Origin of the sequence: Blautia sp. HCP3S3_C4 (genome assembly GCF_052064095.1) — a bacterium.
Classification (GTDB): Bacteria; Bacillota; Clostridia; order Lachnospirales; family Lachnospiraceae; genus Blautia_A.
This window is the reverse complement of the sequence record NZ_JBQHWF010000002.1, coordinates 247,582-267,769: the sequence shown is the minus strand read 5'-3', so window position 1 is coordinate 267,769 and position 20,188 is coordinate 247,582. Positions and strand designations below refer to the sequence as shown.

Sequence of the window (20,188 nt, the reverse complement as noted above, 5' to 3'; positions counted from 1 at the left end):
ACTCCTTATCCTTCTTCTGCTTCTTCCGCAAATTCTGTCAGATTTTTCCATGTATCCGGATCTGTCTTTACTTCAATGGAAATATCATCAAAAAGTTCCTTCTGTTCCACCTGGATGTGTCCCATCTTCATCAGCTCCAGCACAGAGAGAAAGGTTACGATCACCTGAACTCTAGAGCACTGGCTCTCCAGAAGGTTCCGGAAGCTGAACTTTTTATGGGTTCTGGCAAACTCTTTCATCTCCAGCATTTTCTCCGAAAGGCTGACCTCCTCTTTCTCAATGGTTCCAAACTTACTGCGGATGGGATCCAGCTTATTCTCCTGGCGGCGGATGATGGATTTGTAAATGGCATTTAATTTCTCCAGAGTCAGCCCTGCCAGAAGCTGGGAAGTGTCTACCGGTTCCCTGTATACAGCAACCTCCTTTGGAATGGTAGGACCCTTAAAAAAAGAATTGGCCGCTTCATCCATTTTATCCTTCAGTTCATAAGACATAAATTTATACATCTTATATTCCAAAAGCTTTTCCACCAGCTCTGCCCTGGGGTCCTCTTCCTCTCCGTCCTCGTTTACTTCCTTAGGCAGAAGCATCCGACATTTAATATCCAGAAGAGTGGCAGCCATAACCATAAACTCACTCATAATCCCCAGATCTTCACGCTCCATGGCATGGATATACTCCATATACTGATCTGTAATCTCAACAATAGGAATATCATAAATATCTATTTTATTTTTCTCAATAAGATGCATCAGCAGATCCAGCGGACCTTCAAATACCTCAAGCTTTATGGGGATTCCCATTATTTTTCCTCTCTTCCTCTATAATCCACTATCAACAGCTCTCTGGGATTGTGGATTCTCACCGGAATTGTATGTTCTCCAAGACCGGCACTTACATACATATGCTGATTTTTCCTGTGAAAAGCCCCACAGCAATAAGGGGGAAATAACTGAAACTGAGGAGAAAGTATTCCTTTGTTCCGTCCAAATCTCACAATTCCTCCATGATAATGGCCGCATAAAATCAGGTCTGCCCCCCATTCAAAATAAGCATTTCCATATTTGGGATTATGAGCCAGCAACAGATTAACCCTGTCCTGATCCGGCTTTCCAATCAACTGCTCGATTTCTTCTGTCTGTAGCATGGGGGATTTTGGCTTTTTATAGTAAATCAAGGGAATTTCCAGACCATACACAGTAAAAGGACAGCCCTCTGCCTCCAGAAGCTCACACTGGTTATGCAGGATTCTTACTCCGGCCTTTTTCAGCCTTTCTTCATATTTCAGATATTCTTCTGCCAGCCCATTCTCTCCGGGATCTGCAGTATATAATTTATATTCATGATTTCCCAGTGCATAAAACACCGGATAACTTTCTGCCAGTCTGGTCAAAAGCTCAGCTGCTGTATCGAAGGTGTCTGTACAATTCCGCACGATCACATCTCCGGATACCAGCACCGCATCCGGAGAGCATTCCTGTATTTTTTGTATCAGCCGTTCATTTCCCGGACCAAATTCCAGTCCATGTAGATCTGCCAGCACTGCAAATCTGACAGTTTTTCCAGGAATAATCCTGTGTGTATTTATTGTATGGTATACAGTTCTAAATTTCTTCATAAATCTCCCAATTTTCAAAACTGTTAATCAGATACAGCGTTACTGTTCACTCCGTTCCCAGCAACGCGCTTCGCGATGCACAGAATTTATGCTAATCGCATAAATTCGCGCAGTATGTCTCGGGTTTTCTGTGACCTTCGCTCACAAAAAACACCTCGCGGAATATTATCAGTGAACAGTAACGATACGACTGCATTACCGCCCGCACATCACAGCATGGGTGCAAAAGCCCGAAGTACATTCTGCATAATACGTACCGGGATTTTGCGGTTTTTGCAGAATTCCAGAGGCACTGTATGACAATCCTCCAGAGTCTGCACAAAGTCCTCCTTCATAGACCAGATCACATCATTGCCATAGATCCACACACCATCCTCAAAGTGCAGGTACAGACTGCGGTAGTCCAGATTGATGGTTCCCACCACTGCGATCTCGTCATCACACACAAAGGTTTTTGCATGGAGAAATCCGGGCTGATATTCATAAATTTTTACTCCGTTTTCCAGCAGCTGTCTGTAATAAGACTGGGTCAGTAAAAATACCAGCTTCTTATCCGGGGTACCAGGTGTCATGATCCTTACATCCACCCCGTTTTTGGCAGCCAGACATAATGCTGTCATCATTTCATTATCTATGATCAGATATGGTGTACAGATATATACATATCGTCTGGCCTTATTAATAATATTCAGATATACATTCTCCCCTACAATCTCCTCATCCAGCGGAGTATCACAGAAGGGCTGTACAAATCCATTTCCCATAAACTGTTCCTGGTGATTTCTGTGGGGCAGATATACTTCATAGTCGATTTTCTCCTCTGTGCGTCCAATCACTGCCCACATATGGAGAAACATCACCGTCATATTCCAGACCGCTTCTCCCTTCAGCATAATAGCCGTATCTTTCCAGTGCCCGAATCGTTCTTTCTGGTTAATATACTCATCTGAAAGATTGATCCCGCCGGTAAATCCTACCCATCCGTCAATGATACACAGTTTCCTGTGGTCACGGTTATTCTGGATAATATTAAGGATCGGACGGAAAGGATTAAATACCTGGCAGGTAATTCCCTTTTTCCGAAGCTCTTCATAATATTTGTGAGGTAAGGTGGTCAGACATCCAAAACCATCATAGATCAGCCTTACATCCACTCCCTCTGCAGCCTTCTGTTCCAGAATATCCAGAATTGTCTGCCACATCACTCCGTCATTAATAATAAAATATTCGATAAAAATATATTTTTTTGCCTGCTTCAGTTCTTTTACCAATACAGGAAACATATCATCCCCAACCTGAAAATATTCAGCTGAAGTATTCTGATGTACCGGAAAATGAGAAGCACTGGAAATATAATGGGACTGCATGGCAGCAGAAGGATCTCTCTCCCAGAGGCCGCTGACAGTCTCCGGATCATCCTGCATTAATTCACTGCTCTCCTCTATTCTTTTCACGAACTGACGGTCCATAATAGATGCAATTCTGGACTTTCCAAAGAGAAAATACAGAGTTACTCCCAGAATGGGAAGACTTAAGATCAACATGGTCCAGGCCAGTTTATAAGAAGGATTGATCTCTTTGTTAACAATCCAGAGAACGATCAGTACTCCCACGATCCCGATAAATATATCCACATAACGGGAAAAGGCTGCAATCTTCAAAACCATGACAAAAATCCAGCCCAACTGAATAAGCATAGCGAATACCACATAAAAAATCCTGTTAAACAGCAGCTTCAGCAATTTTCTGAGCAACAGTAATATAAAGTTTTTCTTTTGTTTTAAATTTTCATTTTTCTCTGCCTTCAAGCCTGCTTCCTTTCCCCTTAAAATTTTCCTGTCTGCTTCATGCCCTGCAGCAGATTTCGCAGCACAGTAATACTTTATAATGTTAAAAATCCCTGACATACTGCCAGGGATTTTTGCGCACAATTAATTATATTTACGTTTTCTTGCGGCTTCAGATTTCTTTTTACGACGAACGCTTGGTTTCTCGTAATGCTCTCTTTTGCGGATTTCCTGCTGAATTCCTGCTTTTGCACAGCTTCTCTTGAATCTGCGAAGAGCGCTATCTAAAGTCTCGTTCTCTTTTACGATAACGTTTGACATAGACTCACACCTAACCTCCCTCCAGTTGTAGATTGTGCTAAAATACAACTGTCTGGGTATTTTTCTTGCACAAGTGATATTATATATCATTGGCTCTTGGTTCGTCAACATCTTTTTGGTTAATTTTTGAAATTATTTTAACTGACCTTCCAGGATTCCTGCTGCTGCATCTACGGCTTCCTGAGCCTTGGCAGGGTTCTTTCCGCCGGCCTGAGCCATGTTCGGACGTCCGCCGCCACCACCGCCTACGATAGCTGCCACTGCTTTGATCAGGTTACCTGCGTGGGCACCTGCTTTCTGTGCTGCGTCAGTAGCCATTGCAAGAAGGTTTACTTTTTCACCGTTTACTGCTGCCAGAAGGACAACACCCTCGCCAAGTTTGCCTTTCAGCTGATCGCCAAGGTCACGAAGTCCGTTCATGTCCACTCCGTCTACTTTTGCAGCAAGGAGTTTCACACCTTTGACTTCTACTACTTTATCCATAACATCTCCCAGAGCGCCCTGAGCCAGTTTGCTCTTTAAGGATTCGTTCTCGCTGGAGAGTGCCTTTACTTCTCCCTGAAGATGTCCGATCTTCTCTACGATCTCTGCAGGATTTGCTTTCAGTGCTTTGGCTGCTTCGTGAAGCAGTTCTTCCTGTTTCTTATAGTATTCCAGAACTCCGTTGCCTGTCAGAGCTTCGATACGGCGCACGCCTGCTGCGATACCGGATTCGGAAACGATCTTGAACAGCATGATGGAGCTTGTGTTTGCCACATGAGTACCACCGCAGAGTTCCTTGGAGAAGTCGCCCATGGATACCACACGTACCTTCTGGTCATATTTTTCTCCGAACAGAGCCATTGCTCCGGATTTCTTAGCCTCTTCCACATCCATAACATCTGTACGGACTTCAAGACCAGCCTGGATTTCTTTATTAACAAGCGCTTCTACCTGTGCGATCTCATCAGCTGTCATAGCCTGGAAATGAGCAAAGTCGAAACGAAGTCTGTCCGGTGTTACCAGAGAACCTTTCTGTTCTACATGGCTTCCAAGTACTGTCTTTAATGCTTTCTGAAGAAGATGTGTTGCACTGTGGTTCTTCTCAGTGTCTCTTCTTGCAGCTTCATCCACTTTCAGGGAAACAGTTTCTCCTGTGGAGATCATACCGGATTCCATATGGCCAACATGACCAAATTTGCCGCCGCGAAGCTTGATGGTGTCTTCTACTACGAACTTACCGTTTGCAGTTTCGATCACACCTGTGTCACCAATCTGTCCACCCATAGTTGCATAGAATGGAGTCTGCTCTGTAAAGACAGTTCCTTTCTGGCCTTCCATCAGAGAATTGACGATCTCTGTCTCTGTTGTGAGCACTGTTACTTTGGAATCAAAGGTAAGATGATCGTATCCTACGAATTCTGTTGTAACATTTACATCGATATCATCATATACAGTTGCATCAGCACCCATATAGTTGGTCACTTCACGGGCAGAACGTGCTTTGTTTCTCTGCTCTTCCATACATTTCTGGAAGCCTGCCTCGTCAATATCATATCCTTTTTCCTCAAGAATCTCTTTTGTAAGATCCATCGGGAATCCGTAAGTATCATATAATTTGAATGCATTTTCGCCGGAAAGTGTTTTCTCTCCTGCTGCTTTCATCTCATCTTCCATCTCTCCAAGGATACGGAGACCCTGGTCAATGGTCTTGTTGAACTGGTTTTCTTCGTTTGTGAGAACTTTAAAGATAAATTCTTTCTTCTCTTCCAGCTCCGGATATCCTGCTTTGGAACCATTGATCACTTCTTCACTTAATTTTGCAAGGAAGGTGCCTTCGATGCCAAGAAGACGTCCGTGACGTGCTGCACGACGGATCAGACGGCGAAGTACATAGCCGCGGCCTTCGTTTGTAGGCATGATACCGTCGGAGATCATAAATGTTGCAGAACGGATATGGTCTGTGATCAGACGGATGGATACGTCATCGTTATAGTTCTTCTCGTATTCTTTTCCGGAGATTTCACATACCAGGTTACGCAGTGCACAGATGGTATCTACATCGAAAATGGAATCTACGTCCTGCACAACAACTGCCAGACGTTCCAGACCCATACCTGTATCAATGTTCTTCTGTTTCAGTGTTGTATAATTTCCGTTACCATCGTTCTCAAACTGGGTAAATACGTTGTTCCATACTTCCATGTAACGGTCGCAGTCACAGCCTACTGTACAGCCAGGTTTCCCGCAACCGTATTTCTCTCCACGGTCATAGTAGATTTCTGAACATGGACCACAGGGACCTGCGCCATGCTCCCAGAAGTTATCTTCTTTTCCAAAACGGAAAATTCTGTCAGCAGGGATTCCGATTTCTTTGTTCCAGATGTCAAATGCTTCATCATCTTCCAGATATACGGAAGGATAAAGACGGTCTGCATCCAGTCCTACTACCTCTGTAAGGAATTCCCAGGACCAGTGGATGGCTTCTTTCTTGAAATAGTCACCAAAGGAGAAGTTACCAAGCATCTCAAAGAATGTACCGTGGCGTGCAGTTTTACCTACATTCTCGATATCACCTGTACGGATACATTTCTGGCAGGTACTTACTCTTGTTCTCGGCGGGATTTCAGCACCTGTAAAATATGGTTTCAGCGGAGCCATACCTGCATTGATCAGCAGAAGACTCTTATCTCCCTGTGGTACCAGGGAAAAGCTTTTCATTACCAGATGTCCTTTGCTTTCCATGAAGTCCAGGAACATCTGACGAAGTTCGTTTACTCCGTATTTCTTCATAATCTTTTCCTCCTGAAGTCGGCGGAACCATCAGTATCCGCCGATATTTCTATAATGAATTTTTTATTTTGCCAGAACTTTATTAAATTTCTTTTTGCCTTTTTTCAGCACTACACCTTCACCTGTAAGTGCATCTTTGGCAACTGTGTATTTCACATCTGTGATCTTCTCACCGTCAATGGAAACACCGCCCTGCTCAATGGCACGGCGTCCCTCGGAACGTGTTGGAACCATTCCTGCTTTTACAAGCATGGAGATCAGATCGATTGTTCCTTCCTCTGAGAAGTCTTCGTCTGCAAGCTCAGTTGTCGGCATATGTGCTGTGTCAGCGCCGCCTGCAAAAAGTGCTCTTGCGCCTTCCTGCGCTTTCTTTGCTTCCTCTTCGCCGTGAACCAGATTTGTCAGCTCGTATGCAAGGATTTCTTTTGCTTTATTTAACTGGCTTCCTTCCCATTTCGCCATCTCGTCAATTTCTTCTAATGGAAGGAATGTGAGGAGACGCATACATTTGATAACATCTGCATCATCCACGTTTCTCCAGTACTGATAGAAATCGAAAGGAGAAGTTTTCTCCGGATCAAGCCATACAGCACCGGACTGTGTTTTACCCATCTTCTTGCCTTCGGAGTTCAGAAGAAGTGTGATCGTCATGGCATAGGCATCTTTGCCAAGCTTACGGCGGATCAGCTCTGTACCGCCAAGCATATTTGCCCACTGGTCATCGCCACCGAACTGCATGGTACAGCCGTATTTCTGATATAACATGTAGAAGTCATAGCTCTGCATGATCATATAGTTAAATTCAAGGAATGTAAGTCCACGTTCCATACGCTGTTTGTAGCATTCATGAGAAAGCATACGGTTTACAGAGAAATGTGGTCCAACATCACGGAGTACCTCTACGTAATTTAAGTTCATCAGCCAGTCTGCATTGTTTACCATTAATGCCTTGCCGTCTGAGAAGTCGATAAAACGCTCCATCTGTTTCTTGAAGCAGTCAATGTTGTGCTGGATTGTCTCCACTGTCATCATCTGACGCATATCAGATCTTCCGGACGGGTCACCGATCATACCGGTTCCGCCGCCTAATAATGCGATTGGTTTATTTCCTGCCATCTGCAGACGTTTCATCAGGCAGAGCGCCATAAAATGTCCCACATGAAGGCTGTCTGCGGTAGGGTCAAAGCCAATGTAAAATGTGGCTTTTCCATTATTTACCATTTCTTTGATCTCTTCTTCGTCTGTTACCTGGGCAATCAGACCACGGGCTTTCAGCTCGTCCCAAACTGTCATTGTTTGTTTCCTCCTCGTAATATAACTAAAATAACCCGGTTCCTCTGTCCGTTTAGGACGAGAACCGGGTCTCGCGTTACCACCTAAATTTACAGAAAACTCGCATTTTCTGCCTCCATAAGTGAATGATATAAAGTCACTGCCAGAGTATCTTCCCGGCCAGACCTTTCACTTAAGCAAATTAACGGATGCCAAACCGCTGCAGCCTACTGTTCTCAGAAACATTCGATCCGAAAGTTTCGGTGCAGAGCTCCGGGAGGTATTCACACGGTTCCCTCAGGCGCCTCTCACCAGCCGGCTGCTCTCTGTCTGCTTTCCACGTGCTACTATTTCCCATCTGTGCCTTTACTTTCATATAGCCGTCAGGATTAGAATAGGGAATTGCTCTTTTCCTGACTGTCTTATCTATCTGCAAGTATACAAATACAGATTTTGTTTGTCAAGAAATTTTACAGATAATTTCGTTTTTCTCTGTCAACTTAAAGTGTTAATGTGTCAGCCTGATATCCAGTCTACAAAGAACATATGACCCTTGTACTGTTCATAATCCAGTTTGCTGAAATTCAGGTTCTGCGCCCAGAAGGCCTGAGGAGTCATAAAGAATTTATAATCAAAATCCTTTTTCTTAAATCCGGGCAGAGTTCTGGCAGTTCCTTTATTAATATAATCATTAAACATTGCCATTGCCGCTTTTGCAGCTGCATAGGCATTGGTTCTGTCTTCAAACTGTCCCTTCAGTCGTTTGATCAGAGCACCGTCAATCACAACTGCATACTGGTTCGGTTTTCCCTGATATACCACATAACGGATCTGTGACGGAAATTCCTTATACTTGTCCACTGTACAGTTCAGCACACAGAGAGCCACTGCTTCCATACCCACAAGCCCCTGGTCTCCTGCCTCCGCATCACATACTGCAGCCAGCAGATCCAGGTCAGAAACTGTGCCGTCAGCAATTCCCGGATGCTCCAGAAACTCTTTCTCCATATAATACCATTTATTATTTTTAGCATCAAATACCTTGACATACTTTCCATCTATCACATAGTTGGAATCTACTTTAGACGCCACACCGTTTTCATCAAACTTGTAAGTAGCGCCGTCAATAGCCCGCACATCATTTACAACCATGGCACCTGAGGATTCAAAATAATATTTTTTGCCATCCTCCTCCAGCCATCCGGTTTTCATTTTGCCTGTTTTTTTGTCAAAATAATATTTCTTACTTCCGACCGTGCCAAAGCCCTTCTCATAACGGATACCTGTAGTCTTGGAGAAATAGTAGTAATCTTCTCCCACCTTCTGAAGTCCTACATACAGAATTCCCGACGTCGGATGAAAATATCTGTAATTACCTGCAGAATTCTCAACCCATCCCGTAAGCATCCTGCCGTTTGCTTTACTGAAATAACGTCTCTGTAATTTTTTATCCTGTACCCAACCGGTAGCCATCACTCCGGAACCACTGTAATAATAATATTTATATCCCTTGGCATCTGTACGCCATCCTCTGGTAAGCAGGCCTGTCTTCTCATCAAAATAACGGATATTTCCCTTGGAATCCTTCAGATTGCCGGTAACCATATAGCCTGCACCCTTGGTAAAATACCGGATCACTTTACCGCTGGAATCCTTGGCCCAGCCTTTCAGCTGAACTCCTGTAGTTCTGTTAAAATAATATTTTCTGCCATTTAGCTCAAGCCATCCTTTCTGTCTGGAACCATCCTTGTTTATGTAATAGGTTTTGCCATTCTCAGTGACAAAGCCTGTTTTGGTCGCAGCCGACACAGAAAAACACCCCAGTACAAAAACGGCGATCACAGAAAGAAGCAGGCAGCTTTTCCATATGTTTCTATGTTTCTTCATGAATACTCTCCATTCTTTTCATAGTTATTTTTCGACTTTTTATTGCATTTGTTTTTCACAATCTTTGCATTCTTTACAAAATTGTTACATATATTATATCTGAATCTCATATTAATGTCAACTTCTATTCGGTTTACTCAAACAACACATTTGAATTACTGTTCACTCCGTTCACAGTAACACATTTGATCCTGGTACATATGATAGAGTGTAAAGAAATTCTGGAGGAATCAACATGAGTGATTTAGCTGCTACAAACTGCTGCGACGACAGAGGAGGATGCGGATGCAATTCCGGTTGTGACACTAACTGTGGATGCAATATGGGCTGTGGATGCGGATGCGGAAATGGCTGTGGACTCTCCTGCGGAAACAATTCCTGCAGCAATATCCTTTGGATCATCATTCTTCTTTGTCTGTGCGGTAACAATGGATTTGGCGGAGGTAATAGCTGCGGATGCAATGACAACTGCTGGATCATTATCGTTCTCCTCTGCCTGTGTGGCAATGGCAGCGGATGCAATAACAGCTGCTGCTGACCGGCTGCCGTTATTCCCTTCCCGGGCAGAGGTTAACCCCTCTGCCTTTGGGGACGGCTATCCGATTTGTCACAACCAGATCCCGTACCTTTTTCAGCTTCTTCCTTTCTTCGCACGCATTCCAGATCTATTTCATAAAAAGAATTCCCCTCCATTATCTGTTTTTCCTTCTGATCCTTCATTTTTCCTTCCTCTTTCCTTCTGTTTATAATTTATTATATGTCACAGCTGTCTGCTTCGCCATAACTATTGCCCGGTTTCCGTCATAATTCCTTCATATCTTGATAGCAAAGCTCATAAACTGTTAGGGGCAAAAAATCTCAGGCCCGTCATCAATCATAAACAAAAAGGAGCATCATCATGAATCAGGATTTTATTTCCCAGACTCCTCTGGATCAGATCACAGGTACTGATTACGGACAGATGCTGAAGGCTGCTATTCCTTACCTGCCTGCCAGAAGCCGCCAGATTCTCTCTATTTATGAAAAAGCAATGGAATTTCGAAATACAGTTTCTATTTTTGGAAAAAAGAATTACGAATCCGACCTGACTGCTGCAAGTACTGCAGACACAGATCCCATGGATATGCTTAACGATATCCGCAGCTTTTGCTACGGTCCTGCCAGGTCGAAGCTGGATCAGCTTGTGAATATGATGGCAATGGTTCAAATAGTAAATATCATAAACCAGCCGGAATACAGAAAGGAGGATTCCAATGAAGGATCCCTTAAATAATAACCTGAATGATAACTGGATCAACAATCCAAAGCTTGCAGATATAGACAAAACCAAGCTGGAAATGCTCCGCAGCCTGGCTTCTCAGGGAAATACAAAAGGCGCCGGTGAACTCCTGCCTTTCCTGTTGGGAGCAGCCTCCCAGGGGAAGAAAAGCGGTATGAACTTCAGCGCCAGTGAAATCTCAACAATCATTGATGTGTTAAAAGCAGGGAAATCTCCTCAGGAGATTCAAAAGCTTGACAAGGTAGTTCAGCTAATGAAGATGATACGCTGAATTTCTTTGTCAGTCCTGCATTTTATCAGTCCTGCATGGATAATACTTTCTTGTTCTGCCAGATATAAGTGATCAGAGAAATAATAGTCAAAGCTACTGACAGCCAGATGAAAATCTGTGCCAGCACGTCAAACACACCTCCCAGATCTGCCAGAAGAAGAATAATCATGATCATCTGAGAAACGGTTTTGAACTTGCCCCAGTAATTCGCCGCAATTACAATTCCATTCTCTGCTGCAATCAGGCGGAAACCACTGATAATAAATTCTCTTGCGATAATGATGATCACAATCCATGCTGGAAGCTTATCCAGCTCAATAAAACAAATCATAGCAGAGCAGACCAGAAGCTTGTCTGCCAGAGGATCCATAAATTTTCCGAAATTTGTTACCAGATTATTTTTTCTGGCAATCTTACCGTCAAACCAGTCTGTAACACTGGCTACCACGAAAATAGCCAGGGATATATAGCGGTTTCCTTCTCCGCCCCATCCTGTAAGCATAAACAACACCAGAAATGGTACAAAGATCATTCTGGCAACTGTCAATTTATTCGGTGTATTCATCTGCCAACACTCCTATCAAATCATATTCCAACGCACCGGTCACACGTACCTTTGCAAAATCACCAGTCATCAGAAGTTCCCCGGTCTGCACAAAGATATAACCGTCCACCTTCGGTGCGTCTCCATAGGTTCTGCCGATATAGGCGCTTTCATCTGCTACCTTGCCCTCAATCATGACAAGCAGCTCCTGGCCAATACGGTCCGTCCCCTTATCATAAGAAATCTCCTGTTGGAGCTCCATGATCTCATCCCTTCGTTCTTCCTTGATCTCCTCAGGAATCTGGTCCGGCATTCCTGCAGCAGGAGTATCCTCCTCAGGTGAGTAAGTAAATACTCCCAGTCTGTCAAACTCCATTTCGTCTACAAATTCCATCAGTTCCTCATGGTCTTCCTCAGTTTCACCGGGAAATCCTGTGATCAGAGTCGTTCTCAGAACAATGTCCGGAATTTCTCCCCGGAGTTTATTTACAATATCCACCAGTTCTGCCCTGGTGGTACGTCTTCCCATACGCTTCAGGATCCTGTCGCTGGCATGCTGAATGGGAAGATCCAGATAATGACATATCTTTTTCTCTTCTTTCATGGTCTGAATCAGTTCATCATAAATCTCTTCCGGGTAGCAGTATAACACCCGGATCCAACGGATTCCGCTGATCTTACATAATTCCTTCAAAAGAACATGAAGAGATTTTTTTCCGTAAATATCTGTACCGTATACTGTAGTCTCCTGTGCTACCAGTATCAGTTCTTTCACACCTTCCTCAGCCATTTCTCTGGCCTGGGTAAGCAGGCGCTCCATAGGAACGCTTCGGAATTTACCTCTAAGCTTTGGAATAATACAATAAGTGCAGTGCTTGTCACAGCCTTCTGCTATCTTCAGGTATCCAAAATGGCCGCCTGTAGTCAGGACACGCCTGCCCAGGCTTTCCGGCAGATAATCAATACTCTTGAATTCCTGAAACTGTTTCCCATCCACTGCTTCCTGGATTGCTCTGTAAATATCCTCATAGGAAGTGGTTCCCAGTACTGCATCTACCTCCGGAACCTCTTCAGTGATTTCATTTTTGTAACGCTGAGCCATACATCCGGTGACGATCAGAGCCTTACAGCTTCCTGCCTTTTTATACTCTGCCATCTCCAGGATTGTATTTACGCTCTCTTCCTTAGCATCATTAATAAAGCAGCAGGTATTGATAATGATCACCTCTGCCAGTGTTTCATCATCTACGATCTCAAATCCTTTTCTGGTCAGAAGTCCAAGCATTTCCTCAGAATCCACCAGATTCTTATCGCAGCCTAATGATACAAATAATAGCTTCATATAATCTCCCAATCAGTTTTCTTCTGTCTCAGCTTCTGCCACAGCCTCTGTCTCTTCCACAGCTGCCTCTGTCTGTACAGCTTCTGCTGTTTCTTCTGTCTCCTCTTCAGGTGCCAGGATCTTTATCTGTCCCTGATATAATTCATCAATAGCAACAGAAAGTGGCTTTTTACCTGCTGCACCAGCTACCATAGGTTTTGCTCCTGCGATCAGCTGACGTGCACGCTTGCTGGCAGCAAGTACCAGGGAATAGCGGCTGTTGATGGACATTGTGGTATCATCGTCCTCATTGTTTGTGTTGATTGCCTCAATTAATTCTGTATAAGATGGATGTATCATTTATATTCTCCTTTCACTTTTAATGGCTTTGCCATATAGTTATCTTTTATTTCTGAAAAGCTTTTGTCTGTCTCTGGATGTCCTCAATAAAATCAATATTTCTGGATGCTCTGGAATGCTCACTTACAATAATATCATGAAGATGATCCACACATTCCTCCACATCATCGTTAACTAGAATATAATCATACTGATCCATGCCTTTTGCTTCCTCTCCAGCTCTGGCCAGCCGGTCTGCAATTACCTGATCAGTTTCTGTTCCTCTGCCTTTGAGACGCTTTTCCAGCTCTGCCACTGTAGGCGGAGTTACAAATACCAGTAAAGCCTCCGGTATTTTTTCTTTTACCTTCATTGCCCCCTGGATTTCAATCTCCAGGATCACATTCCTGCCTGCTGAAAGCTGCTCTTCTACATAAGAACGGGGAGTACCGTAATAATTCTCCACATACTGGGCATATTCGATCAGCGCGTCCTCCCTGATCAGCTGCTCAAACTCTTCCCTGCTGCGGAAAAAGTAGGCAATACCGTCTTCCTCACCTGGGCGGGGTGCTCTGGTAGTCACGGAAACAGACAGTGCATAGTCATCATATTTCTCAAGAAGACGCTTCATCACTGTGCCTTTACCTGCACCTGAAAAGCCGGAAACTACAACTAAAATTCCTTTACTCATGAACTTCTCCCTTATCTTCATATTCATATATTTCTGCAAACCTGCGGGCGATGGTTTCAGGCTGCAGTGCGCTGAGCACCAGATAATCATCACTGGTAACGATCACTGCTTTGGTTTTCCTGCCCTGGGTTGCATCGATCAATGACCTGGTTCCTCTGACGCTCTGCACCATACGCTTCACCGGTGCAGCATCAGGGCTGACCACAGCCACGATTTTCTGTGAATTCACTACATTTCCAAATCCTATATTGATCAGTCTGGCCACCATCATCCATCCTTTTTATTCTATATTCTGGATCTGTTCCCTTATTTTCTCGATTTCTGTCTTCAGGTCTATGGCTATATCAGAAATCTCCATATCACTGGATTTGGACAGGATGGTATTTGCTTCTCTGTTCATCTCCTGTGCCATGAAGTCCAGCTTTCGTCCAATCCCCTCTGTCTCTGTGGTAAGCATTTTCTTCATGTTTTTCACATGACTGTGCAGACGTACTGTTTCCTCATCATTACAGATTTTATCAGAGAAAAGAATAACCTCTGCTGCGATCCTGTTGTCATCAATCTGAGTGTCCTCAAGAAGCTCGGAAACTTTGGCTTCCAGCTTTGTCCTGTAGGCATTTACCACCTCAGGAGAACGTTCTTCTATACGGGTAACCTTCTTGTCCAGGCCATCCAGTTTTTCCAGAAGATCTTTCTCCAGGTTGTGTCCCTCCTGGGTACGGGTCTGAACGAATTTCTCACAGGCTTCCCGCACCGGCGGCTCCAGTATGCTCCACAGTTCTTCTTCATCTACGGACTGTTCTTCCATAGTAAGGATATCCGGGTATCGGGAGAGGGTGCTGACTTTTATGTCATAGTCCAGGTCAAAGTCCTGCTGGATCTGCTTCAGGCAGGCTATATATTCGGCTGCCAGCTCTTTGTTGTATTTCAGAGTGCCGTTGTTTATGGTATAGTCTTCGTATGTGATATAAACGTCTACCTTACCTCTCTGGATATAAGTTTTCATCAGATTTCGGATGGATCCTTCCAGAAAGCTGAGTTTCTTTGGCATTTTGATACTCAGATCCAGATATCTGTGGTTAACGGATTTGAGTTCGATGGTTATTTTTCGTTCATCAGTTACGACTTCTGAGCGGCCGAAACCAGTCATACTTTTTATCATGTTTTTTTCTCTCTTTGTGGGTCTGTTTTAAAAGTATTGGGGTGTAAAATTTACATACAGATTTATTATAGTTCATTATGAAATCTTAGTCAAATATTTTTTGTGGTTTTGGGGGTATGCTTGAATCCTTGATTGTGAGACGTGGGGTATGGTATACTATAGGGACGCAGGAGAAACGTCATGTCTGGGGCGCGGTTTCGGAGTTTAGTAGTTCTAAGTGTGTGAAAGACTGCTAAGTGCATTCGCCCAAAGCTCAAACTCGCTGACGCTCAGACAGTGAGGCTTTGGGCTCATAACGCAGTCTTCCACGCACTAAGAACTACACAACTCCTGCAAATGCGCCCCGGACGTGACGTTTCTCCTGCTGGCTGTGCTATGGGGACAGGAATAAGATTGCGGGGATTTGTTTGTCTTTCTTATATGTATAAATTTTAATTAGGAGTGTGTATATATGGCATTTGATGGAATTACCATTGCGGCGATGGTGGCGGAGCTGCATTTGAATTTGGATGGGGGCAGGTTTAATAAGATTGCTCAGCCGGAGGCGGATGAGTTGTTGATTACGGGGAAGGGGGCGAATGGGCAGTGCAGGCTGCTTTTGTCGGCCAGTGCTTCGCTTCCGCTTATTTATTTTACGTCTAAGAATAAGGTAAGTCCTCTGACTGCGCCCAATTTCTGTATGCTGCTGCGTAAGCATATTGGCAGTGCGCGTATTTCCGGGATCAGGCAGCCGGGGCTGGAGCGTGTGGTGGAGTTTGAGCTGGAGCATCTGAATGAGCTGGGGGATCCCTGTAAGAAGGTTCTGATCATGGAGCTGATGGGGAAACACAGTAATATTATTTTCTGTGATGATCAGAGGATGATTCTGGACAGTATTAAGCATGTTTCTTCTCATATGAGTTCTGTAAGGGAGGTTCTTCCGGGAAGGGAATATTTTATTCCGAAAACTCAGGATAAGCTGGATCCGCTGTCTGTAAGTGAGGAGGATTTTATAAGGGTTATCTGCAGTAAGCCTTGTAATATTTCCAAGGCGATCTACTCTTCTCTCACCGGACTTAGTCCTGTTGTTGCAGAGGAAATCTGCTACAGGGCTTCCATTGACGGCAGTGATGCGGCGCAGTCACTGGATGAAGCAGCCCAGGTGCATCTGTACCATACCTTCAGCAGACTGATGGAGCAGGTTAAGGAATGTGATTTTACCCCCAACATTGTGTTCCGGGGTGAGGAGCCTGTGGAGTATGGGGTGTTTCTTTTTCAGCAGTATGGGGCTGAGTATCATGCTGAGACCTTTGACAGTGTGTCTGCCATGCTGGAAACTTATTATGCGAAAAAGAATACTCTTTCACGTATTCATCAGAAGTCTGCAGATCTGCGTCGGATTGTACAGACTGCCCTTGAGCGCAACCGCAAGAAGCTGATACTGCAGGAGAAGCAGATGAAGGATACTGCCAAAAAGGACAAGTATAAAATCTATGGAGAGCTGATTAATACTTATGGTTATGGCCTGGAGGATGGCTGTAAGTCATTTAAGGCTGTGAACTATTATAATAATGAAGAAGTTACCATTCCTCTGGATCCTACCATGACTCCTGCCGAAAATTCCAAGAAATATTTTGACAAATACGGCAAATTGAAACGTACGGAGGAGGCTCTTAAGGAACAGCTTGAAGAGACAAGAAGTGAGATCGATCATCTAGAGTCTATCTCCAATGCCCTGGATATTGCGCTGGCTGAAAGCGATCTGTCCCAGATCAAGGAGGAGCTGGCAGAATGCGGCTATATCAAGAAGCATTATGATCGAAAAAAAGGCCAGAAAATGCAGACCAAATCCAAGCCCTTCCACTATGTCACAGAGGATGGCTATGATATTTATGTAGGGAAAAATAATTTCCAGAATGATGAACTTACCTTTAAGTTTGCCACAGGAAATGACTGGTGGTTTCATGCGAAGAAGATGGCCGGTTCCCATGTTGTGGTAAAATCCAGGGACGGAGAGCTGCCGGATCATATTTTTGAGATTGCAGGACAGCTTGCAGCATATTATTCCAAAGGACGTACTGCACCAAAGGTGGAAATTGATTATATCCAGAAAAAACAGGTAAAAAAACCGGCAGGTGCCAAGCCTGGCTTTGTGGTTTATTATACCAATTATTCTCTGATGGCAGAGCCCTCCCTGGCGGGAGTCAGGGAAATCTGATATTTCACTGATTTTTCTGTTTCCGGCAAAAAAATACCATCCTGTACTATTTTTCAGTACAGAATGGTATTTTTTTATCTTACTGCATTATTCTTCTTATTTTTACCCAGATATGCAGCCTTTACTGACTCATCGGATGCAAGCTCCTCTCCTGTTCCGGACAGGGTGATGGTTCCAGTTTCCATTACGTAGCCATGGTGAGCTGCACGGAGAGCCATATTGGCATTCTGTTCTACCAGCAGGATAGTTTTTCCCTGCTTATTGATCTCGCGGATAATATCAAACACGCCCTTAACAACAATAGGTGCCAGTCCCAGCGAGGGCTCATCCATCATGATAATATCCGGTCTGGACATAAGGGCCCGGGCAATGGCCAGCATCTGCTGTTCACCACCGGATAGAGTTCCTGCCAGCTGCCAGTTTCTTTCCTTTAATCTGGGGAACAGATCATAACACCAGTTGATGTCCTCTTCCAGGCTGTCCTTGCGCATATATGCACCGATCTTTAAATTCTCCAGCACTGTAAGATCTGCAAAAACGCGACGTCCTTCCGGAACCAGGGTAATTCCCTGACTTACGATCTGTTCCGGAGTTTTTCCTGCGATCTCATTTCCATTTAATTTGATGCTGCCAGTCTTTGGCTTTACCAGACCTACAATAGAACGCAGGGTGGAGCTTTTGCCGGCACCGTTGGCTCCGATCAGGGTTACGATCTCCCCCTTCGGGACCTGAAAGCTGATTTTTTTTACAGCCTTAATGCCGCCATAGCTTACGCTTAAATCCTTTACTTCCAAAATATTACTCATCTGCGGCACCTCCAAGATATGCATCAATAACTCTCTGATTATTCTGAATTTCTTCAGGCACACCCTCTGCAATAGGTTTACCAAAATCAAGAACATAGATTCTGTCAGAAATCTCCATAACCAGATCCATATGATGTTCGATCATAAATATAGTCAGACCAAATTCATCACGGATTTTCGCAATAAAAGCAGTCAGATCATCAGTCTCCTGTGGATTCATACCTGCAGCAGGCTCATCCAGGAGAAGCAGCTTGGGCTCTGTAGCCAGGGCTCTGGCAATCTCCAGTCTTCTCTGTTTACCATAAGGAAGAGAAGTTGCCATCTCATCTCTCAGATCTTCCAGACCTACGATGCGAAGGAGCTCTTCTGCCTCCTTACGCATTTTCGCTTCTTCTTTTCCATTCAGATGGAAGGTGGCGGTAAAAAGATTACTGGTTCTTCTCAGATGCTTGGCAATGAGAATATTCTCGAATACAGTCTGGCTTTTGAACAGACGAATATTCTGGAAGGTTCTGGCAATCCCCAGCTTTGTGATCTTATCCGGCGTGGGAACAATGGAATGAGTATATTTTCCATTATTTTCTCCCTGATAAAGCTTTTTCATTTTACCCTGAGGATGATTTTCAATGATCTTTTCCCCCTGGAAATAAACAGCTCCGTTGGTAGGCGCATACACTCCTGTGACTACATTGAACGCAGTAGTCTTGCCTGCACCGTTAGGACCGATCAGTGAAACGATCTCCCCTTTGTTTACCTCAATATTCATGTTATCTACAGCAATCACACCACCAAACTGCATGGTAACATTCTCAACCTTCAGTACGTTGTTCTCACTCATCAGGCGTTACCTCCTTTGGCAGTTTTTTTCTTTCTGGATTTTCCGGTCAGGAAATTATAGATTCCCCTGATGGAAAATTCTCTGGTTCCCATAATACCCTGTCGGAAGAAAAGTACGATGATCATGATGACCACTGAGAATACAACCTTACGGAAACCGGCACGCAGAAGAGGCACATGGAAGCTTCCTATATAAGTATCATTGTCAAGGAATCGAAGAATCCATTCAGAGAAAATGATAAACAGGAAAGAGCTGATACAGCTTCCTGTAACAGAACCGATACCTCCGATTACCACGATCAGAAGGATTTCATAGGTCATGGCTGATTTGAAGGTAGATGCCTGGATCGTAGTCTGATACATGGCAAGTAATGCACCGGAAACTCCTGCAAAAAAGGAGCTTACTACAAAGGCAATTCTCTTGTGATGAGCCAGGTTGATTCCCATAGCCTCTGCAGCCACCTCGTCATCGCGAATTGCCTTGAAAGCACGGCCGTAAGTGGAATTAATCATCATCACGATAATGGCAATACAGATTCCGGATACAATGAAAGGAAACAGCACACTGCTAAAGGTAGGATAGGATCTCAGCAGGTTGGAACCATTTGTCAGAGGTCCTAATTTATCCCACTGGAACACTGCACGGATAATTTCCGCAAAGCCCAGTGTGGCAATAGCCAGATAATCGCTTTTCAGGCGAAGCACAGGCAAACCGATAAGATATGCAAAAATCGCTGCAACCACACCGGCTGCGATCAGTGCAATAAAAACCGGCACAGTAAACTGTACAATACCGCCGTCAAAATACATATATACATTTTCTCTCTGTTCCACCGGAATGGTAAGGATTCCATAGGTATAGGCACCCAGAAGCATAAATCCTGCCTGTCCCAGAGAGAACAGTCCTGTGAATCCGTTTAACAGATTCATGGAAACTGCAACCAACGCATAAATAGCGCCTTTTTTCAAAACTGTAAAAAGCATGGAGGTAGACGGAAGAATCTGCTCCAGCACATATAATACGATCAGTAAGGCAGCGATTAAGGCAACGCTTATGATCGTTTCTTTCTTCTTTGTCATAATA

Annotated in this window: 21 protein-coding genes and 1 other annotated feature; of the genes, 4 read left to right on the top strand and 17 right to left on the bottom strand. The window is 44.1% G+C overall.

The genetic code is table 11. The features are described from left to right. Positions 1-5: 5 nt before the first annotated feature. The 7 genes from ACTNC6_RS03140 to ACTNC6_RS03110 all read right to left on the bottom strand — a co-directional run bounded on the left by ACTNC6_RS03140 (position 6) and on the right by ACTNC6_RS03110 (position 9,657). The gene (locus ACTNC6_RS03140) at positions 6-803 is read right to left on the bottom strand and encodes a segregation and condensation protein A (RefSeq protein WP_019161455.1); all 798 of its coding nucleotides are present in this window, start codon (positions 801-803) and stop codon (positions 6-8) included. Beyond that, the gene (locus tag ACTNC6_RS03135; RefSeq protein WP_441043185.1) at positions 803-1,618 is read right to left on the bottom strand and encodes a metallophosphoesterase; all 816 of its coding nucleotides are present in this window, start codon (positions 1,616-1,618) and stop codon (positions 803-805) included. The genes ACTNC6_RS03140 and ACTNC6_RS03135 overlap by 1 nt, the downstream gene beginning before the upstream one ends. Positions 1,619-1,827: 209 nt before the next feature. Further along, positions 1,828-3,315, bottom strand: a complete 1,488-nt coding sequence (gene cls, locus ACTNC6_RS03130; protein WP_173742609.1) for a cardiolipin synthase — start codon at positions 3,313-3,315, stop codon at positions 1,828-1,830. 234 nt (positions 3,316-3,549) lie between these two features. Beyond that, positions 3,550-3,726, bottom strand: a complete 177-nt coding sequence (gene rpsU / locus ACTNC6_RS03125) for a 30S ribosomal protein S21 (RefSeq protein ID WP_004222305.1) — start codon at positions 3,724-3,726, stop codon at positions 3,550-3,552. A gap of 132 nt (positions 3,727-3,858) precedes the next feature. Beyond that, complete coding sequence (gene alaS / locus ACTNC6_RS03120) at positions 3,859-6,498, bottom strand: alanine--tRNA ligase (protein ID WP_441043184.1); 2,640 nt, start codon at positions 6,496-6,498, stop codon at positions 3,859-3,861. Between the two features lie 63 nt (positions 6,499-6,561). Next, positions 6,562-7,791, bottom strand: a complete 1,230-nt coding sequence (tyrS, locus tag ACTNC6_RS03115; RefSeq protein WP_008704520.1) for a tyrosine--tRNA ligase — start codon at positions 7,789-7,791, stop codon at positions 6,562-6,564. A 50-nt stretch (positions 7,792-7,841) separates the two neighbouring features. Then, positions 7,842-8,140 (bottom strand) — a binding site (T-box leader). Between the two features lie 146 nt (positions 8,141-8,286). After that, complete coding sequence (locus tag ACTNC6_RS03110; protein WP_441036453.1) at positions 8,287-9,657, bottom strand: cell wall hydrolase; 1,371 nt, start codon at positions 9,655-9,657, stop codon at positions 8,287-8,289. Between the two features lie 235 nt (positions 9,658-9,892). Here ACTNC6_RS03110 and ACTNC6_RS03105 point away from each other — a divergent pair, with 235 nt between their 5' ends. Further along, entirely contained in the window at positions 9,893-10,195 is a 303-nt protein-coding gene (locus ACTNC6_RS03105; RefSeq protein WP_303242647.1) for a hypothetical protein, read from the top strand. Positions 10,196-10,227: 32 nt separating this feature from the next. Here ACTNC6_RS03105 and ACTNC6_RS03100 read toward each other — a convergent pair whose 3' ends face one another. Further along, positions 10,228-10,377 (bottom strand): hypothetical protein, encoded by a 150-nt coding sequence (locus ACTNC6_RS03100; protein WP_441036455.1) that lies wholly within the window; start codon positions 10,375-10,377, stop codon positions 10,228-10,230. A gap of 178 nt (positions 10,378-10,555) precedes the next feature. Here ACTNC6_RS03100 and ACTNC6_RS03095 point away from each other — a divergent pair, with 178 nt between their 5' ends. Further along, positions 10,556-10,930 carry a hypothetical protein gene (locus tag ACTNC6_RS03095; protein WP_441043183.1) on the top strand — a complete coding sequence of 125 codons (375 nt, stop codon included), beginning with the start codon at positions 10,556-10,558 and terminating at the stop codon, positions 10,928-10,930. Further along, positions 10,911-11,207, top strand: coding sequence for a hypothetical protein (locus ACTNC6_RS03090; RefSeq protein WP_173742571.1), 297 nt, complete (start codon positions 10,911-10,913; stop codon positions 11,205-11,207). Before ACTNC6_RS03095 ends, ACTNC6_RS03090 begins: the two co-directional genes overlap by 20 nt. 25 nt (positions 11,208-11,232) lie before the next feature. On the opposite strand, the gene pgsA is transcribed toward ACTNC6_RS03090, so the two are convergent. The 6 genes from pgsA to ACTNC6_RS03060 are packed head-to-tail and all read right to left on the bottom strand — an operon-like array spanning position 11,233 to position 15,264. Further along, complete coding sequence (pgsA, locus tag ACTNC6_RS03085) at positions 11,233-11,772, bottom strand: CDP-diacylglycerol--glycerol-3-phosphate 3-phosphatidyltransferase (RefSeq protein WP_441036462.1); 540 nt, start codon at positions 11,770-11,772, stop codon at positions 11,233-11,235. Beyond that, positions 11,756-13,093, bottom strand: coding sequence for a 30S ribosomal protein S12 methylthiotransferase RimO (rimO, locus tag ACTNC6_RS03080; protein ID WP_433844249.1), 1,338 nt, complete (start codon positions 13,091-13,093; stop codon positions 11,756-11,758). The genes pgsA and rimO overlap by 17 nt, the downstream gene beginning before the upstream one ends. 12 nt (positions 13,094-13,105) lie before the next feature. Beyond that, complete coding sequence (gene rpoZ / locus ACTNC6_RS03075; protein WP_441036466.1) at positions 13,106-13,432, bottom strand: DNA-directed RNA polymerase subunit omega; 327 nt, start codon at positions 13,430-13,432, stop codon at positions 13,106-13,108. A gap of 46 nt (positions 13,433-13,478) precedes the next feature. Further along, positions 13,479-14,102, bottom strand: coding sequence for a guanylate kinase (gene gmk, locus ACTNC6_RS03070; protein WP_019161441.1), 624 nt, complete (start codon positions 14,100-14,102; stop codon positions 13,479-13,481). After that, positions 14,095-14,367, bottom strand: coding sequence for a DUF370 domain-containing protein (locus tag ACTNC6_RS03065; RefSeq protein ID WP_173742575.1), 273 nt, complete (start codon positions 14,365-14,367; stop codon positions 14,095-14,097). Before ACTNC6_RS03065 ends, gmk begins: the two co-directional genes overlap by 8 nt. Positions 14,368-14,382: 15 nt before the next feature. After that, positions 14,383-15,264: a YicC/YloC family endoribonuclease gene (locus tag ACTNC6_RS03060; RefSeq protein WP_173742576.1), complete on the bottom strand. Its 882-nt coding sequence runs from the start codon at positions 15,262-15,264 to the stop codon at positions 14,383-14,385. A gap of 451 nt (positions 15,265-15,715) precedes the next feature. On the opposite strand from ACTNC6_RS03060, the gene ACTNC6_RS03055 reads away from it, so the two are divergent. Next, complete coding sequence (locus ACTNC6_RS03055) at positions 15,716-17,461, top strand: Rqc2 family fibronectin-binding protein (protein ID WP_173742577.1); 1,746 nt, start codon at positions 15,716-15,718, stop codon at positions 17,459-17,461. A gap of 74 nt (positions 17,462-17,535) precedes the next feature. Here ACTNC6_RS03055 and ACTNC6_RS03050 read toward each other — a convergent pair whose 3' ends face one another. Genes ACTNC6_RS03050 through ACTNC6_RS03040 form a run of 3 tightly spaced genes read right to left on the bottom strand, consistent with a single transcriptional unit; the run spans position 17,536 to position 20,184 of the window. Then, on the bottom strand, positions 17,536-18,258 hold the full coding sequence (locus tag ACTNC6_RS03050) for an ABC transporter ATP-binding protein (protein ID WP_441043250.1): 723 nt from the start codon (positions 18,256-18,258) through the stop codon (positions 17,536-17,538). A 1-nt stretch (position 18,259) separates the two neighbouring features. Beyond that, the gene (locus ACTNC6_RS03045) at positions 18,260-19,105 is read right to left on the bottom strand and encodes an ABC transporter ATP-binding protein (RefSeq protein WP_441043182.1); all 846 of its coding nucleotides are present in this window, start codon (positions 19,103-19,105) and stop codon (positions 18,260-18,262) included. Next, complete coding sequence (locus ACTNC6_RS03040; protein WP_441043181.1) at positions 19,105-20,184, bottom strand: branched-chain amino acid ABC transporter permease; 1,080 nt, start codon at positions 20,182-20,184, stop codon at positions 19,105-19,107. Before ACTNC6_RS03040 ends, ACTNC6_RS03045 begins: the two co-directional genes overlap by 1 nt. Between the last annotated feature and the right edge of the window lie 4 nt (positions 20,185-20,188).